This is a genomic window from Kitasatospora sp. NPDC052868, assembly GCF_044547105.1.
Classification (GTDB): domain Bacteria; phylum Actinomycetota; class Actinomycetes; order Streptomycetales; family Streptomycetaceae; genus Kitasatospora.
This window is the reverse complement of sequence record NZ_JBITZW010000002.1, coordinates 98,342-114,748: the sequence shown is the minus strand read 5'-3', so window position 1 is coordinate 114,748 and position 16,407 is coordinate 98,342. Positions and strand designations below refer to the sequence as shown.

The 16,407-nt window shown below is 75.4% G+C and carries 12 protein-coding genes and 1 riboswitch; of the genes, 8 read left to right on the top strand and 4 right to left on the bottom strand.

All coding sequences use genetic code 11. From position 1 onward, the window contains the following. Positions 1-5: 5 nt before the first annotated feature. Positions 6-1,292: an ATP-grasp domain-containing protein gene (locus ACIGZJ_RS04160; protein ID WP_396455828.1), complete on the top strand. Its 1,287-nt coding sequence runs from the start codon at positions 6-8 to the stop codon at positions 1,290-1,292. Here the strand turns inward: ACIGZJ_RS04160 and ACIGZJ_RS04155 are convergent. Beyond that, on the bottom strand, positions 1,260-2,471 hold the full coding sequence (locus tag ACIGZJ_RS04155; protein WP_396455827.1) for an FAD-dependent oxidoreductase: 1,212 nt from the start codon (positions 2,469-2,471) through the stop codon (positions 1,260-1,262). The two genes, ACIGZJ_RS04160 and ACIGZJ_RS04155, sit on opposite strands and share 33 nt — an antisense overlap. An 84-nt stretch (positions 2,472-2,555) precedes the next feature. After that, positions 2,556-3,200 (bottom strand): GTP cyclohydrolase II, encoded by a 645-nt coding sequence (ribA, locus tag ACIGZJ_RS04150; RefSeq protein ID WP_392931209.1) that lies wholly within the window; start codon positions 3,198-3,200, stop codon positions 2,556-2,558. A gap of 309 nt (positions 3,201-3,509) precedes the next feature. Between ribA and gdhA the strand changes: the two genes are divergently transcribed. From gdhA to ACIGZJ_RS04130, 4 genes are all read left to right on the top strand, one after another. After that, positions 3,510-4,889, top strand: a complete 1,380-nt coding sequence (gene gdhA / locus ACIGZJ_RS04145; protein ID WP_396455826.1) for an NADP-specific glutamate dehydrogenase — start codon at positions 3,510-3,512, stop codon at positions 4,887-4,889. A 140-nt stretch (positions 4,890-5,029) separates the two neighbouring features. Continuing rightward, positions 5,030-5,533, top strand: a complete 504-nt coding sequence (locus ACIGZJ_RS04140) for a DinB family protein (RefSeq protein ID WP_396455825.1) — start codon at positions 5,030-5,032, stop codon at positions 5,531-5,533. Positions 5,534-5,645: 112 nt separating this feature from the next. After that, positions 5,646-6,554, top strand: coding sequence for an NADP-dependent oxidoreductase (locus ACIGZJ_RS04135; RefSeq protein ID WP_396455824.1), 909 nt, complete (start codon positions 5,646-5,648; stop codon positions 6,552-6,554). Positions 6,555-6,576: 22 nt separating this feature from the next. After that, complete coding sequence (locus ACIGZJ_RS04130) at positions 6,577-7,341, top strand: VOC family protein (RefSeq protein WP_396455823.1); 765 nt, start codon at positions 6,577-6,579, stop codon at positions 7,339-7,341. A gap of 17 nt (positions 7,342-7,358) precedes the next feature. Here the strand turns inward: ACIGZJ_RS04130 and lnt are convergent, their stop codons facing one another. Both lnt and cobN read right to left on the bottom strand, forming a co-directional pair. Next, positions 7,359-8,894, bottom strand: a complete 1,536-nt coding sequence (gene lnt / locus ACIGZJ_RS04125) for an apolipoprotein N-acyltransferase (RefSeq protein WP_396455822.1) — start codon at positions 8,892-8,894, stop codon at positions 7,359-7,361. Positions 8,895-9,004: 110 nt separating this feature from the next. After that, the gene (cobN, locus tag ACIGZJ_RS04120) at positions 9,005-12,625 is read right to left on the bottom strand and encodes a cobaltochelatase subunit CobN (RefSeq protein ID WP_396455821.1); all 3,621 of its coding nucleotides are present in this window, start codon (positions 12,623-12,625) and stop codon (positions 9,005-9,007) included. Positions 12,626-12,810: 185 nt separating this feature from the next. Further along, positions 12,811-12,896: riboswitch (cobalamin riboswitch) on the bottom strand. 132 nt (positions 12,897-13,028) lie between these two features. Here cobN and ACIGZJ_RS04115 point away from each other — a divergent pair. The 3 genes from ACIGZJ_RS04115 to ACIGZJ_RS04105 are packed head-to-tail and all read left to right on the top strand — an operon-like array spanning position 13,029 to position 16,392. After that, positions 13,029-14,255: a cobalamin biosynthesis protein CobG gene (locus ACIGZJ_RS04115; protein WP_396455820.1), complete on the top strand. Its 1,227-nt coding sequence runs from the start codon at positions 13,029-13,031 to the stop codon at positions 14,253-14,255. Beyond that, on the top strand, positions 14,252-14,878 hold the full coding sequence (locus ACIGZJ_RS04110) for a precorrin-8X methylmutase (RefSeq protein ID WP_392931195.1): 627 nt from the start codon (positions 14,252-14,254) through the stop codon (positions 14,876-14,878). Before ACIGZJ_RS04115 ends, ACIGZJ_RS04110 begins: the two co-directional genes overlap by 4 nt. Further along, positions 14,875-16,392, top strand: coding sequence for a precorrin-2 C(20)-methyltransferase (locus tag ACIGZJ_RS04105; RefSeq protein ID WP_396455819.1), 1,518 nt, complete (start codon positions 14,875-14,877; stop codon positions 16,390-16,392). The genes ACIGZJ_RS04110 and ACIGZJ_RS04105 overlap by 4 nt, the downstream gene beginning before the upstream one ends. The last annotated feature ends 15 nt before the right edge of the window (positions 16,393-16,407 follow it).

Here is a 16,407-nt window from a genome sequence, read left to right as displayed (position 1 = left end):
GCGTCATGGCACACAGCCGTCCCGATGCGGACCGCACCGTTCCGGCCCTGCTGGTGAAGGTCGGCCACTACCCGCAGTCGCACAGCGCCGTCGGCGCCGCACGCACGCTCGGCCGGCTCGGCGTCCCGGTCTACGCGATGGTCGAGGACCGGTTCACCCCCACCGCCGTCTCCCGCTACCTCGCCGGGGCGATCGTCCGCCCCACCACCGGCTGCGAGCCGCCGGAGCGGCTGGTCGCCGCCCTGCGGGAGGCGGCCGGCGAGGTCCGACGGCGCACCGGGCGGCGCGCCGTGGCGGTGGCCACCGACGACGAGGCGGCGGTCCTGCTCGCCGAGCACGCCGCGGAGCTCTCCGCGGACCTCCTGCTGCCCCAGGTGGAGCCCGGCCTGCCCCGCAGGCTCGCCGACAAGGTCGGCCTGTACCGGCTCTGCAAAGCCGCCGGCACGCCCACCCCGGGCGCCTGCGCGCCCGCCGACTGCACCGAACTGCGGGCCGCCGCCGGCCGGTTCGGCTACCCGCTGGTCCTGAAGAACCGCGAGCCGTTCACCCGGCTGGAACGCCCCGTGGTCGGCCACACCACCGTCGTCCGCGACGAGGCCCGGCTGCTGGAGCTCTGCCCGCCGGGCGGCCCGCCGCTCGCGGTACTCGCCCAGGAGTACCTGCCCGCCGACCAGGCCCAGGACTGGTTCACCCATCTGACCTGCGGCCCCGGCGGCGCACCGCTGGTCCTCTTCACCGGCGTCAAACTGCGCTCCTGGCCCCCCGAGGCCGGCGTCACCACCCGGGCCCGCGCCGTCGCCAACCCCGAACTGGCCGAACTGGCCGAGCGGTTCTGCCGGCGGATCGGCTACCAGGGGATCGCCGACCTCGACTGGCGCCTCGACCTGCGGGACGGCCGCTACAAGCTGGTCGACTTCAACCCGCGCACGGGCGCCCAGTTCCGGCTGTTCGAGACGGCGGACGGCGTCGACGTGGTGCGCGCCCTGCACCTGTCGCTCACCGGCCGCCCGGTACCGCGCGGGCCGCAACTGGACCGCGGCTACACCGTCGGCCAGCTCGACCTGCTCTCGGCCGGCTCCGCCGCCTGGCGCCGGCGCCGCCTGCCGTGCGGCGTGGCGCCGCAGCGCGGCACCGAGCGGGCCTGGCTCTGCCCGGACGATCCCGCGCCCGCCGCCGCCGAGGCCGCCCGGTTCGGCGGCCGCGCCGCCCTGTACGTCGCCCGCCGGATCCGCTGCGCGGTGGTGGCCGCGGTCCGGCCCTCAGGCGCGCGGACCGCCGACCAGCGCGGCTGAGACCCGGCGCGCCGCGAAGCCCGTGCCGCAGACGAAGCGCAGCACCGGGCCGAAGCTGTTCGCCGCGGCCAGCCCGGTGAAGTACAGCCCGGGCACGGAGGACTCGAAGCCGTTCGACAGCCGGGGCGCGCCCTGCGCCGTCCGCACCGCCCGCCGCAGGCCCCGGTCGAGCACGTCGAGGCGCTCGACGTCCACCCGGTAGCCGGTGGCCGCCAGGACGTGGTCGACCTCCAGCTCCCCGGTGCGGCCGCGGATCCGCAGCCGCACCGATCCGCCGTTCTCCCGGGCGGACTCCACGGTGTGCCCGGTGAGCAGCAGGACGCCCGAGCCCTCCACCCGCTCGCGCAGCCACCACGCGCCGGCCGGCCCCAGGACAGTCCGGACCCGCTGGGCGCGGACGTCGTCCGGGAGGTGGCGGAAGGCCCAGGGCGCCCGGCAGTAGCTGAGCAGGTTCCACCCGGGGCCGAGGTCGGAGCCGGGGTGCCGGACCCGGGCCGGCAGCGGTCGCGCGCCCGGCAGGCCCGCCTCGGGCGGGCTGCCGAACAGCAGGCGGTCCGTGCGCGCCAGCAGCGTCGTGTCGGCCCCCGCCTCGTGCAGCAGGGCCGCGCTCTCCAGGGCCGACTGCCCGGCGCCGATCACCGCCACCCGGCGGCCGGCGAAGACGCCGAGGTCCGCGTGCTCGGCGGGGTGCGAGGCGAGGCCCGCCTCCCGTACCGCCGCCAGCTCCGCGGGCACGTGGGCGTAGGGCTGCAGGCCCGTCGCGAGCACCGCGGCGCGGCTCGCGACCTCCTCGCCGGTGTCCAGCCGCAGCCGGAAGACCCCGCGGTCGTAGCCGATGTGCCGGACGGCGGAGTGCTCCACCTCGGGGACGCAGGACTGCTGGAACCACTCGCCGTAGTCGATGAACTCCGAGATCGGCACGGGGTAGCGGTCGTTGATCGGCGGAAGGCCCCGCCACCTGCGGAAGTCCGCCAACCGGTGCCGCTCGGCGGGGTCGGAGATGCTCGACGCCCGCGGTGTGGACTTCAGGAACATCCCGGCCGGCATGTGGGCGCGCCAGCCGTCCATGGGCTCCCCGAACACCCGCAGAGCCGCACCCCGCGCCTTCAGATGGGCCGCGGTGGCGAGCCCGTACGGGCCGGCCCCCACCACCGCGACCGGCAGGTACTGCGTCGGCATGGCCGCCTCCAGGAACGCTGCGAAGTCCTTTTCAGGATGCGCTCCCGCCCGCCCGACGGCATCAGCTGAGGCCCGCCGCCCCGCTCAGCCGACCAGCCGGGACAGCTCGATCGAGTGGCCGGTGCGCTCCACCTTCGCCTGCAGGTAGCGGACGTTGCTCGCCGACAGGTGCACGCCGGTGGGCACCCGGCGTTCGACGGTGATGCCGAGGCCGGCCAGCTGGGCCGCCTTGTCCGGGTTGTTGCTCAGCAGGTCGATGCCGGTGGCGCCGAGGGCGGTGAGCATCTGGGCGGCGGCGGTGTAGTCCCGGCCGTCCTCGGGCAGCCCGAGCGCGGTGTTGGCGTCGTAGGTGTCCAGACCGGAGTCCTGGAGGGCGTACGCGTCGAGCTTGTTGTAGAGGCCGATGCCCCGGCCCTCCTGGCGCAGGTAGAGCAGGTAGCCGCCGGCCTCGGAGATCCGCTCCACCGACTCGCGCAGCTGCGGCCCGCAGTCGCACCGGTCGGAGCCGAACACGTCGCCGGTCAGGCACTCCGAGTGCAGCCGCACCAGCGGCGTCGCGCCCTCGCGGACGGTGCCGAAGGCGAGCGCCAGGTGCTCGGCGCCGTCGTCCAGGCCGTGGAAGGTGGACACCTCGGCCTCGGCGCGGAAGCCGTCCGGGAAGGTCAGCGGGATGCGCACACGCGAGCGCACCGTGGCGGTGCCGGGCTGCGCCGTGGCGGACTGCGGCATGGGCGGGCCTCCGTTACTGGGGTGGTGGATCGGTTGTCGACCGTACTAGGTAGTTCCAATTTGAACAACAGGAGTCGGATGTGACCTTCGCCGACCCCGCCCGTCCCACTGGCACCCGTCCCACCAGGCGCTTGGAACACCGCCGCCCCACCCGGTGTTCCCACCGGCCGCCCGGGCGCCGGGGAATCGCCCGACGAAGTTTCAGATGGTGGATGCCGCCGGAAATCTGCTGTTAACACTGCAAGACTTGTCTGTGCCGCAGCTCTCCCCGTACCTGCCGATCGCTTGACCACGAAAGGTCCTGATCAGATGCCGGCCACCCCCCGTTCCTCCGCGCCCAGCGCGACCGAGGTCCAGCTCATCGAGTCGCTCTACACCGAGGTGCTCCGCCGCAACCAGGGCGAGCAGGAGTTCCACCAGGCGGTGCGCGAGGTCCTGGAGACCCTCGGCCCGGTGCTCGCCCGCCGGCCCGAGCTCGTCGACGCCCGGATCATCGAGCGGATCTGCGAGCCCGAGCGCCAGCTGATCTTCCGGGTGCCGTGGTCGGACGACCGCGGCGGCATCCACGTCAACCGCGGCTTCCGGGTGGAGTTCAGCAGCGTCCTCGGCCCCTACAAGGGCGGGCTGCGGTTCCACCCGTCGGTCAACCTCGGCATCGTGAAGTTCCTCGGCTTCGAGCAGATCTTCAAGAACGCCCTGACCGGCATGTCGATCGGCGGCGGCAAGGGCGGCGCCGACTTCGACCCGAAGGGCCGCTCGGACGCCGAGATCATGCGGTTCTGCCAGTCCTTCATGACCGAACTCCACCGCCACCTGGGCGAGTACACCGACGTCCCCGCCGGGGACATCGGCGTCGGCGGACGCGAGATCGGCTACCTCTTCGGGCAGTACAAGCGGATCACCAACCGCTACGAGTCCGGGGTCCTCACCGGCAAGGGCCTCGGCTGGGGCGGCGCGCAGGCGCGGACCGAGGCGACCGGGTACGGCTGCGTGCTGTTCACCGCCGAGATGCTGCGCAGCCGCGGCGACAGCCTGGACGGGCGGCGGGTCGCGGTGTCCGGCTCCGGCAACGTCGCCATCTACGCGATCGAGAAGGCGCAGCAGCTCGGTGCGACCGTGCTCACCTGCTCCGACTCCACCGGCTACGTGGTGGACGAGAAGGGCATCGACCTCGCCCTGCTCAAGGAGGTCAAGGAGGTCCGCCGCGGCCGGGTCGCCGACTACGCGCAGCTGCGCGGCTCCCACGTGCGGTTCGTCGAGGGCCCCGGCGTCTGGGGCGTGCCCTGCGATGTCGCCCTGCCGTGCGCGACCCAGAACGAGCTGGCCGAGCCGGACGCGCTCGCCCTCGTCCGCAACGGCGTGCTGGCGGTCGCGGAGGGGGCCAACATGCCCACCACCCCGGAGGCCGTGCGGGTCTTCCAGGAGGCCGGGGTGGCCTTCGGCCCCGGCAAGGCGGCCAACGCGGGCGGCGTGGCCACCAGCGCCCTGGAGATGCAGCAGAACGCCTCGCGCGACTCGTGGACCTTCGCGCACTCCGAGCAGCGGCTCGCCGAGATCATGCGGCACATCCACGACTCCTGCCACGCCACGGCCGAGCGCTACGGCAGCCCGGGCAACTACGTGGTGGGCGCGAACATCGCGGGCTTCGAGCTGGTCGCGGACGCGATGCTGGCGCAGGGCCTGATCTGACGCAGGGCCTTATCTGACGCCCACTCAGGAACCGTCCCGGGGGTGAACTCCCGGGCGGGAGTGGGCCGAGCGGTGAACTCGGCCGGACCGATGGGGCGTTGGCCGCCCCGTCGGCCCGGCGGCCTGTTAGGGTCCGCGACATGACGAAGCGCGTGCCCTTCACGGGTGGGGAGAAGGAGAGCCTGTACGTGGCTCTCGACCGGCACCGGGACGCGGTGCTGTGGAAGCTCGAAGGCCTGGACGACGAGCAGCTGCGGCGCCCGATAGCCCCGTCCGGGACGAACCTGCTGGGGCTCCTCAAGCACCTCGGTGGCGTCGAACTCGGCTGGTTCTGCGAGACGTTCGGCCGGGAGACCGGCCCGCTCCCGTTCGACCTGGAGGAGGACGAGGAGTCGGACCTGAGGGTCGCGCCGCACGAGTCGACCGCCGACATCCTGACCTTCTACGCCCGTGCGCGGGCCGCCGCCGACCTGGTGATCGAGGAGCTCGACCTGGAGGACCGCGGCCGGTCCTGGTTCGGCGAGGAGGTGACGCTGCGCTGGGTGCTGATCCACATGGCGACGGAGACCGCCCGGCACGCCGGCCACCTGGACATCCTGCGCGAGCTGATCGACGGCCGGACCGGCGACCACAACCGGGGCTGAGCAGGCGGCGCGGCCCCTGGTCCGTTCGGCGCAGCGGCGGCGGGCCGGGGGCGGCGGGCGGCCGCATGCTGGGCGGGGGTGCAGCCCGCCTACCCGAGGAGTGCGATCAACGATGTCCAAGGCGTTCGGGTTCGTCGACTACGGCGGGCCCCAGACTCAGGAGTTCCTGGACCGCCCGGCACCGGATCCGGGGCCGGGACAGCTGCGGATCGCCGTCCGGGCGGCCGGGGTGAACCCCGTCGACTGGAAGATCCGCCGGGGTCTGCTCGGGCGGGGCCGCGAGCTGCCCGCCGTGCTGGGCACCGAGGCGGCGGGCGTGGTGGAGCGGATCGGCCCCGGCGTCGAGGGGTTCACCCCGGGCGACGAGGTGTTCGGGGTCACCGCGGCGGGCGCCTACGCCGAGCAGGCCCTGCTGGTCGCCGCACAGAGCGCGCGCAAGCCCGCCGGGGTCGGGTTCGACCAGGCGGCGGCGCTTCCGGTGGCCGCCGCGGCCGCCGACGACGGGGTCCGCGACGTCGGGCTCGGCTCCGGGCGGACCCTGCTGATCCTCGGCATCGCCGGCGGGGTCGGCAGCGCCGCCGCGCAGATCGCCCGCAGCCGGGGCCTGCGGGTGATCGGGACGGCGAGCGACGCCAACCGGGGCCACGTGGAGTCGCTGGGCGCGGTACAGGTGCGCTACGGCGCCGGGGTGGCGGAGCGGATCAGGGCGGCGGCACCGGACGGCGTGGACGGCATCCTCGACCTGGTCGGCGGCGAGGACCTGCGGGCCGCCGCCGAGACGCTCGCCGACCGCTCGAAGCTGGTCAGCACCGTGGACCCGGACACCGTCGCGGAGCTCGGCGGGCGCTACATCACCCGGAGCACCACCTCCGGGAGCCTCGCCGCACTGGCCGCCATGGTGGCCGCCGGCACGCTGGACCCGCACATCACCGGCCGCCATCCGCTGGCGCACGCCGCGCAGGCGCTGGCGCTGGTGGAGTCCGGGCACGTGCGCGGCAAGCTGGTCCTGGAAATCGGCTGAACGACCGAGGAGGGTACGAGGGATGAAGATCAACGAAGTGGCCGTCGGCGGACCCTGCTGGGTCGAGCACGGCAGCGCCGACCCGCAGGGCGCCCAGCGGTTCTACGGCGAGCTGTTCGGCTGGCGGGCCGAGACCGACGAACGGCCCGAGGCCCGCGGCTACACCTACCTGCGGCTGGACGAGGCGATCGCCGCGGCCGTCGCCCCGCTGATGGGGGAGGACCAGCCGACGGCCTGGACGGTCTCCTTCGCGGTCGCCGACGCGGACGCCTCCGCCGCCCTGGTCCGCGGGGCGGGCGGGAGCGTCCTCGTCGAGCCGACGGACGCGCTGGACCTCGGCCGGTTCGTGATCGCCGCCGACCCGTCCGGCGCGGTGTTCGGACTCTGGCAGGGGTACTCCCTGGCCGGTACCGAGGTGCTTAACGCACCCGGCGCGCTCGGCTGGGTCGAGCTGCTCACCCGGGATGCCGCGGGCGCCACCGCCTTCTACCCGGCGGTCCTCGGCTGGACGGTCAACCCGTCCGAGTCCTACACCCAGTGGGGCCTGGCGGGCCTGGACTTCGGCGGGATGCTGGTGATGGACGAGCGCTTCCCGCCGCAGGTGCCGCCGCACTGGCTGCCGTACTTCGCGGTGGCGGACGTGGACGTGTCGGTGTTCCGGGCCGGGAACCTCGGCGCCGACGTGCTGATGCCGCCGGTCTCGATGGCGGGCGGCCGGCGGGTCGCCGTCCTGCGCGACCCGGTCGGTGCGGCGTTCGCCCTCTACGCGGGCGGTCACGGGGGCTGAGGCCGCGGGCGGACCCGTCAGGGCCGGCGCCGGGCCGCGACCGCCGCGCCGGCCGTGACCAGCAGCGCCGCCAGCGGCACCACGTCGCCGACCCGGTCGTACCAGGTGAGCGCGCCCGGTTCGGTGAGCGCCAGCCGGACGGTCAGCGCGCCGGTGCGGTCGGTGCCGAGCCGGGCCAGCTCGCGGCCCTGGGCGTCGAAGGCCGCCGAGACGCCGGTGAGCGAGGCCTGGACGGCCGGGCGGCCGGTCTCGGCGGCCCGGATCGCGGCGAGCGAGACGTGCTGCTCGGGCGCCCAGGTGCGCTGGAAGGTCGACGTCGAGGACTGGTAGACCAGCAGCCGGGCGCCGTCCCGCGCGGCCGTCCGGGACATGTCGGGGAACGCCGACTCGAAGCAGATCAGCGCGCCGACCGGCAGCGGTTCGCCGTCGCGGCCGGTGGCCGGCAGCGGGTGGAAGGCCGTCCCGGGGGCGCGGTTCTCGCCCGCGGCCCGGCTGACCCCGGCGATCCAGCCGAGCAGCGGGCGCAGCGGGATGTACTCGCCGAACGGGACCAGGCGGATCTTGCGGTAGCGGTCGACGATGCCGGCCGGGGAGACGAGCACCGCGTCCTTGGAGATCCGCCCGTCGGCCTTGCGGGCGTCCTCCCCGGCCAGGACCATCGCGCCGGTGGCGGCGGACAGCCGGCTCAGCCGGGCCAGGGCCGCCGGGTCGCGGTCGAGGTCCGCGGTGGTGCTGCTCTCGCCCCAGACGACCAGGTCGACCGGCCGGCCGGCCAGCGCGGCGGTCGCCTCGGCACTCGCGTCGAAGCGGGCCTGCGGCTCGTCCACGATGCCGGGCTGGACGAGGGCGACGACGGCCGTCCCGGCGGGTGCGGGGGCCGCCCGCAGGGCGAACAGCAGCGGCCCGGCCGCCAGCACCAGCACGGTGGCGAGGGCGGCGAGCGCCCGGGGGCGGCGGCCGGCCGCGGTCAGCATGATCAGCACACCCGTGTTGACGGCCACGACGGCGGCGCTGACCAGCCAGATCCCGCCCGCCGAGGCCAGCGCGAGCACGGCCGGGTGCTGCCACTGGGTGGCGCCGAGCAGCGCCCACGGGCCGCCCAGGGCGTGCCAGGAGCGGGCGTACTCGGTGGTCAGCCAGACGGCGGGGACGACGACCAGGGCCGCCAGTGCCCGGGCGGTGGTCAGCGGCGGGTGCAGCAGCCGCCACACCGCCAGCCCGACCCCCGCCTGCAGTGCGCCGACGAGTACGGCGAGCACCGGCAGGGCCGGTCCGATGGACGGGATCAGCCAGTACATCGCGGTCAGGATGAAGCCCGCGCCGAACCACCAGCCGCGGACCGCCGCCTCCCGCGCGCCGGGCGCCCGCTGCATCAGGACCAGCCCGGGGACGAGGGCGACCCAGGCCAGGGCGGCCAGCCCGGGGGCCGGGAAGGCGAGCACCGGCAGCGCCCCGGCGGCGAGCGCCGCCACCCGGGCGGGGTAGCGGTGCGCGGCGGCCGGGGACGCGGGCCGGCTGGAGGTGCTGAGGGGAGGCGCGGGGCGCAGCGGCATGCCCCGTATTGTCCGCTTGGGCGGGGAATGCCACCAGCTGCCGCGTCACCCGAACGGGCGAAGCCCGGTCCGCCCGGACCTCGCCGGGCCGGCCGGGCCTCGCCCCGGCGTCAGCCCTCCTCACCCTCCAGGTCGCCCTCGGTCTCCAGGAACGCGGCCTGGAGCTGCTCGATCAGGGCCGGGTCCGGCTGCTCCCACAGCCCCCGGCTCGCCGCCTCCAGCAGCCGCTCGCTGATGCCGTGCAGCGCCCAGGGGTTGGCACCGGCCAGGAACTCGCGGTTGACCGGGTCGAGGACGTACTCCTGGGTCAGCTTCTCGTACATCCAGTCGGCGACCACACCGGTGGTGGCGTCGTAGCCGAACAGGTAGTCGACGGTCGCGGCCATCTCGAAGGCGCCCTTGTAGCCGTGGCGGCGCATCGCCTCGATCCAGCGCGGGTTGACCACCCGGGCGCGGAAGACCCGGGCGGCCTCCTCGGTCAGCGTGCGGGTGCGGACGGTCTCCGGGCGGGTCGAGTCGCCGATGTAGGCGGTCGGGGCCTTGCCGGTGAGCGCGCGGACGGTGGCGACCATGCCGCCGTGGTACTGGAAGTAGTCGTCCGAGTCCGCGATGTCGTGCTCGCGGGTGTCGGTGTTCTTCGCGGCCACGGTGATCCGCTTGTACGCGGTCTCCATCTCCTCCCGCGCCGGGCGCCCGTCCAGGCCGCGCCCGTACGCGTAGCCGCCCCAGACCGTGTACACCTCGGCGAGGTCGGCGTCGGTGCGCCAGTCGCGGCTGTCGATCAGCTGGAGCAGGCCGGCCCCGTAGGTGCCCGGGCGGGAGCCGAAGACCCGGACGGTGGCCTTGCGCTCGTCGCCGTGGACGGCGAGGTCGGCCTGGACGTGGGCCCGGACGAAGTTCCGCTCGGCGGGCTCCTCCTGGGCGGCGGCCAGGCGCACCGCGTCGTCCAGCAGGGCGACCACGTGCGGGAAGGCGTCCCGGAAGAACCCGGAGATGCGCAGCGTGACGTCGATCCGCGGGCGGCCCAGCTCCTCCAGGCCGATCGCCTCCAGACCGGTGACCCGGCGCGAGGCCTCGTCCCAGACCGGGCGCACGCCCAGCAGGGCGAAGGCCTCGGCGATGTCGTCGCCGGCGGTGCGCATCGCGCTGGTGCCCCAGAGCGAGAGGCCGACCGAGGGCGGGAAGGCGCCGTCGTTGTCCGCCTGGTAGCGCTCGACCAGGGACGCCGCGAGGGCCTGCCCGGTCTCCCAGGCGAGCTTGCTCGGCACGGCCTTCGGGTCGACGGAGTAGAAGTTGCGGCCGGTCGGCAGCACGTTGACCAGCCCGCGCAGCGGCGAGCCCGAGGGGCCGGCCGGGACGAAACCGCCGCCGAGCGCGTGCAGCACGGCGTCCAGCTCGTCGGTGGTGGCGGCCAGCCGCGGGACGACCTGGGTGGCGGCGAAGGAGAGCACCTCGGCGACGGCCGGGGCCAGCCCGGCGGCGACCTTCTCGACCGCCGACGGCGCCCAGTCCTCGGCCTCCATCGCCTCGACCAGGGCGCGGGCCTGCGCCTCGGCGGCGTCGGTGGCGCCCAGGGTCAGCGCGGCCTCGTCCAGGCCGAGCGCCTCGCGCAGGCCGGGCAGGGCGCTGACGCCGCCCCAGATCTGCCGGGCGCGCAGGATGGCGAGCACGATGTTGACCCGGTCGGTTCCGGCCGGCGCCTGGCCCAGGACGTGCAGGCCGTCGCGGATCTGGGCGTCCTTGATCTCGCAGAGCCAGCCGTCGACGTGCAGCAGGAAGTCGTCGAAGCCGTCGTCCTCGGGGCGCTCGTCCAGGCCGAGGTCGTGGTCGAGCTTGGCGGCCTGGATCAGCGTCCAGATCTGGGCGCGGATCGCGGGCAGCTTGGCCGGGTCCATCGCGGCGATGTTGGAGTGCTCGTCGAGCAGCTGCTCCAGGCGCGCGATGTCCCCGTAGGAGTCGGCGCGGGCCATCGGCGGGACGAGGTGGTCGACCAGGGTGGCGTGGGCGCGGCGCTTGGCCTGGGTGCCCTCGCCGGGGTCGTTGACCAGGAACGGGTAGATCAGCGGCAGGTCGCCGAGGACGGCGTCCGGGCCGCACTCGGCCGACAGGGCGGCGGTCTTGCCGGGCAGCCACTCCAGGTTGCCGTGCTTGCCGAGGTGGATCACCGCGTCGGCGCCGAAGCCGCCGTCGGCCTGCCCGGCCGCGATCCAGCGGTAGGCGGCCAGGTAGTGGTGGGAGGGCGGCAGGTCCGGGTCGTGGTAGATCGCGACCGGGTTCTCGCCGAAACCGCGCGGGGGCTGGATCAGGACCAGCAGGTTCCCGGAGCGGATCGCGGCCAGCACGATGTCGCCGTCCGGGTTCTGCGAGCGGTCCACGTACAGCTCGCCGGGGGCCGGGCCCCAGTGCTCCTCGACGTGGGTGCGCAGGGCCTCGGGGAGGGTGGCGTACCAGCGGCGGTAGTCGGCGGCCGGGATCCGGACCGGGTTGCGGGCCAGCTGGTCCTCGGTGAGCCAGTCCTGGTCGTAGCCGCCGGCCGCGATCAGCGCGTGGATCAGCGCGTCGCCCTCGTGCAGGTCCTTGCCCTCCGGCAGGGAGTCCAGGCCCGGCAGGTCCGAGCCGAGGTCCATGCCCTCCGCGCGCAGGCGCTCCAGCAGGCGCATCGCGCTGGCCGGGGTGTCCAGGCCCACCGCGTTGCCGACCCGGGCGTGCTTGGTCGGGTACGCGGACAGCACCAGCGCGAGCCGGCGCTCGGCGGCCGGGATGTGGCGCAGCCGGGCGTGCCGCACGGCGGTGCCGGCGACCCGGGCGGCCCGCTCGGGGTCGGCGGCGTAGACGGTCAGGCCGTCCTCGTCCAGCTCCTTGAAGGAGAACGGGACGGTGATCAGGCGGCCGTCGAACTCGGGCACGGCGATCTGGGTGGCGGTGTCCAGCGGGGAGAGGCCGTCGTCGCTGGCCTCCCACTGGGCGCGCGACCAGGTGAGGCAGAGCGCCTGCAGGATCGGCCGGTCCAGCGCGGCCAGCGCGCCCGCGTCCCAGGCCTCCTCGTCGCCGCCGGCCTGCGCGTCGGCCGGGCGGGTGCCGCCGGCCGCCAGCACGGTGGTGACCAGGGCGTCGGCCGCGCCCAGCTCGGCCAGCAGCTCGGGCTCGGCGCCGCGCAGCGAGGCGCAGTAGTAGGCCTTCGCCTGCGCGCCCTGGTCCTCGATCGCCCGGCAGAGGGTCTCGACGAACGCGGTGTTGCCGCTCATGTGGTGGGCGCGGTAGTAGAGCACCGCGACGGTCGGGCCCTCGGCCGTCCGGGCCTCGCGGACCAGCGGGCCCCAGGCGGGGGCGGAGGCCGGCGGGGCGAAGCCGTGGCCGGTGAGCAGCACGGTGTCGGAGAGGAAGGCGCCCAGCTCGGCCAGGTTGGCCGCGCCGCCGTGGGCGAGGTAGGCGTGCGCCTCGGCGGCGATGCCGGCCGGGACGGTGGACAGCTCCATCAGCTGGGCGTCGGGGGCCTGCTCACCGGTCAGCACGATGACCGGGCGGGGGCCGGCCAGCAGCGCGTCCAGGCCCTCCTGCCAGGCGCGGCGGCCGCCGAGCAGCCGGACCACGACCAGGTCGGTGCCCTCCAGCAGGGCGGGCAGGTCCTCGGGGGTCAGCCGGGCCGGGTTGCCGAGGCGGTAGCGGACCGGCCCCTCGGCGGCGCGGGCACTGAGCAGGTCGGTGTCGGACGTCGACAGCAGCAGGATCATGCGAAGGCCCTCCCGGCCTCGATGGCGGGCATGGGCACGAGCGACGGCGGGGTCGCGGGTGTGGGCACGTGCGACGGCGGGGTCACAGGTGGGGGCACCTGCGACGGCGGGGTCGCGGGCATGCGGCGGCGCATGGCGTCAAGCCTTCCTCGGGGTCCGCGCCCCGGGCCGGTGGAGGACGGCAGGAGTTCCTGGCTCCCGCGACTCCCCGGAGCTCCGGTGAACCGCGGTCACAGTGGCGGGACCGCACCGGGTTTGCACCGGCTTCCTCCCCTGCGCCGTCGCTGGCGTGCGGGCGGCCCGCGGGGGCCGCCCGGCAGCATCGTACGGGGTACGGCTGACCTGGGGGAGAGCGGTCGGGAGTGTGATCCGAGGTACGGCGGCAACCGATCGGATCATCTGTATGCTCGCGGCCATGCCACCGACACCCGACGCCACCGCGCCGGGCGCCGCCGTGCCCGACCGGGGGCGCGCCGACGCCTGCCCCGGCGCCCTGCGCCTGCACCAGGCCGACGACGGCGCACTGGCCCGGGTCCGGCTGCCCGGCGGACTGCTGACGACCCGTCAGGCGCTGGCGCTGGCCGACGCCGCGCAGGCGCTCGGCGACGGCGGCCTGGAGATCACCTCGCGCGGCAACGTCCAGCTGCGCGGCCTCGCTTCGCACTGCGGCGCCGAACTCGGCGAGCGGCTGCGCGCGGTCGGACTGCTGCCCTCGGACACCCACGAGCGGGTCCGCAACATCGTCGCCTCACCCGGCCCCGCCGGCGGCCTCGCCGACGTCCAGGCCTGGGCGCGCGAGCTGGACGCGAAGCTCTGCGCGGGCCCGTGGGCGGCCGCCCTCTCCGGCAAGTTCCTCTTCGCCCTGGACGACGGCCGCGGCGACGTGGCCGCGCTGAACGCCGATGTGACATTGATCGCAGGCCCGGACGGCGCCGCCCTGCTGCGCCTCGGCCGGTCCGCCACCGCACGGCCCGTCCCCGCCGGACAGGCCGTGGACGCCGCACTGGCGGCCGCCCGGGACTTCCTGGACGCGCTGCGCACCAGCGGCCGGCAGGCCTGGCACCTGCGGGAGGTCCCCGACCTGCTGGCGCCGGGCCCGGTGGAGCTGCCGGCGTTCGCCGGTGCGCCGCCGGCGCTCGGCGCGGTACCCGGCGGCCTGTCGGTCGCCCTGCGCTTCGGCGCGGCCCCGGCCGCGCAGTGGCGGGTGCTGGTCGACGCCGCCGAGGGGGAGCTGCGGCTCACCCCGTGGCGCGGGGTGGTGCTGCCCGGCGCCGGTGCCGAGCGGCTCGCGGACCTGGCGGCGGCGGGCTTTCGGACCGCGCCCGGAGCCGCGTGGGAGCGGGCCACCGCCTGTACCGGGCTGCCCGGCTGCGGGTCCTCGCTGGCCGACGTCCGGGCCGACGCGGCCCGGGCGCTGGAGGCCGCCGGGACCGGCGGCCTGCCGGTGCACTGGTCGGGCTGCGAGCGCCGCTGCGGCCACCCGGCCGGGCGGTGGGTCGACGTGCTGGCGACCGGGCAGGGATACCGGGTGGCGGTCCAGCCCGCCCAACCGGGGCGGGGCACCGCCCTGGACGTGACGAACGAGGAGATGGCCGAGGCGGTCGCCGAGGCCAGGAGGACCACGAAGTGATCGAGTACGAGAGGGACGGCGCGTCCATCTACCGCCAGTCCTTTGCCACCATCCGCGCCGAGGCCGACCTGGCCGCGCTGCCCGCGGACGTCGCCCAGGTCGCGGTGCGGATGATCCACGCCTGCGGCATGACCGACCTGGTCGAGGACCTGGTGTACTCGCCGGGCGTGGTCGCCTCCGCCCGTGCGGCGCTGCACGCAGGGGCGCCGATCCTCTGCGACGTGAACATGGTCGCCAGCGGCGTCACCCGCAAGCGGCTGCCCGCCGACAACGAGGTGGTCTGCACCCTCACTGACCCGTCGGTGCCGGAGCTCGCCCGCAAGATGGGCAACACCCGCAGCGCCGCCGCGATGGAGCTGTGGCTGCCGAGGCTGGAAGGTGCGGTGGTCGCCGTCGGCAACGCGCCGACCTCGCTGTTCCGGCTGCTGGAGATGATCGAGGCGGGCGCCCCGCGCCCGGCCGCGGTGATCGGCGTCCCGGTGGGCTTCATCGGCGCCGCCGAGTCCAAGGAGGCCCTGGCCGTGCACCCGTCCGGTCTGGAGCACCTGGTGGTGCGCGGCCGGCGCGGGGGCAGCGCGATGGCCGCCGCCGCCGTCAACGCGATTGCGAGTGAGGAAGAGTGACGGACAATCAGGCAACCACGGGCCGGCTGTACGGGGTCGGGCTCGGCCCCGGCGACCCGTCGCTGGTCACCGTCCGCGCCGCCGAACTCATCGGCAAGGCCGACGTGGTGGCCTACCACAGCGCCCGGCACGGCCGCTCGATCGCCCGGTCCATCGCCGAGCGGTACCTGACGGATGGTCAGGTCGAGGAGAAGCTGGTCTACCCGATCACGGTCGAGACCACCGACCACCCCGGCGGCTACCGGGGCGCGCTGGACGACTTCTACGAGGAGGCCGCCGCCCGGCTGGCGGCCCACCTGGACGCCGGCCGCGACGTCGTGGTGCTGGCGGAGGGGGATCCGCTCTTCTACGGCTCCTACCAGCACATGCACAAGCGCCTCGCGCACCGGTACCCGACCGAGGTGGTCCCCGGCGTGACGTCCGTCAGCGCCGCCGCCGCCCGGCTCGGGCAGCCGCTCACCGAGGCCGAGGAGACGCTCACCGTCATCCCCGGGACCCTGCCCGAGGAGGAGCTGACCGCGCGGATCGCCTCCGCCGACTCCGCCGTGATCATGAAGCTCGGCCGGACCTTCCCGGCCGTGCGCCGCGCCCTGGAGCGGGCCGGGCGGCTCGCCGACGCCCAGTACGTCGAGCGGGCCTTCATGGAGGGCGAGCGCGTCGTACCGCTGGCCTCCGTCGAGGCCGAGACCGTCCCCTACTTCTCGGTCGTCGTGCTGCCCAGCAAGGTCGCGCCGCTGCACACCCCGCAGCCGGAGCCGGACGGCCCCGGCAGCGTCACCGTCATCGGCACCGGCCCGGCCGGCCCGCTCTGGCTCACCCCCGAGGCGCGCGGCGCCCTCGCCGCCGCCACCGACCTGGTCGGCTACACCACCTACCTGGACCGGGTGCCGGTCCGGCCGGGCCAGCAGCGGCACGGATCGGACAACAAGGTCGAGTCCGAGCGCGCCGAGTTCGCGCTCGACCTGGCCCGCCGCGGCCACCGGGTCGCGGTGGTCTCCTCCGGCGACCCTGGCGTCTTCGCGATGGCCACCGCCGTCCTGGAGGTCGCCTGCGAGGACGGCTACCGGGACGTCCCGGTGCGGATCGTCCCCGGCATGACGGCCGCCCACGCGGCCGCCTCCCGGGCGGGTGCCCCGCTCGGCCACGACTACGCGGTGGTCTCGCTCTCCGACCGGCTCAAGCCCTGGGAGGCCGTCGCCAAGCGGCTGCGCGCCGCCGCCGAGGCCGACCTCGTGCTCGCGCTCTACAACCCCGGCTCGAAGTCCCGCACCACCCAGGTCGGCCGCGCCCGCGACCTCCTGCTGGAGTACCGGGACGAGGCGACCCCGGTGGTGATGGCCCGCGACGTCGGCGGCCCGACCGAGCGGGTCCGCACCGTCCGCCTCGGGGAGCTCGACCCCGCCGAGGTCGACATGCGGACCATCCTGCTGATCGGCTCCTCGCAGACCCAGGCCGTCGAACGCGGCAACGGCACCCAGGTCGTCTGGACCCCCCGCCGCTACCCGGAGGCCTGACCCGGGCGCGCGGCC